The sequence below is a fragment of the Maribacter luteus genome, from assembly GCF_009674825.1.
Classification (GTDB): Bacteria; Bacteroidota; Bacteroidia; order Flavobacteriales; family Flavobacteriaceae; genus Maribacter_A; species Maribacter_A luteus.
Genome location: NZ_WKJH01000025.1, coordinates 1 through 661, shown reverse-complemented (window position 1 = coordinate 661; position 661 = coordinate 1). Strand labels below are relative to the sequence as shown.

Sequence of the window (661 nt, the reverse complement as noted above, 5' to 3'; positions counted from 1 at the left end):
CTCAACAAAATAGCTCCGTATCAATCGATGTGCTCGTGGGGTGATGCCCAACGTCTTATAATTGCTTCCGCTTTGGTGGACCCCTGGGGACAGACCTACATAACCTGCCAAATGCTTGACATTGTTAAAACGTCTCAGATCTCCCAATTCACATAAGATACCACAGGCAACTATCCCTCCAATGCCGGGTATGCTCCTGAGCAACATATAATCCTTCTTATGATGGACCTTGCAATACCTTCTAAGGGCTGTAGAAACATCCCGAAGCTCTTGGTCCACAAAACGAAAGAAACGCATACGACTCTCTAAAGTCGCTTTTGCCGTCGGGTTCTCAAACACAATACCATCTAACCATTTACGGTACTTATGGCTCCAATGGTCGTTGTCAAATTCTTCCGGCTCCTTGATACCGAAATACAACAACTGCATTTTGATGTAACTCTTTATCCTCCGAAAATCCTTGACAAGATCGTTTCTGCGCCTAAATAGACTTCGTAACTCACGGTCGACATCGGGAACATGGATACCCTCCAAACGACCGTCCTTTAACTCTCTTGATATCAATTGCGCGTCTATCCTGTCGGTCTTGGTATGTTTCTCCTTGCCCTTTCTATGGATATCAGCAGGATTGACCACTAGGGAAGACCAACCATAGGACTCG

Annotated in this window: 1 protein-coding gene; it reads right to left on the bottom strand. The window is 45.5% G+C overall.

Annotated features, from left to right (window positions below):
- Window positions 1–661, bottom strand: a 661-nt coding sequence (locus GJ691_RS15775; protein ID WP_246200206.1) for an IS110 family RNA-guided transposase, incomplete at both ends; no start/stop codon positions are given.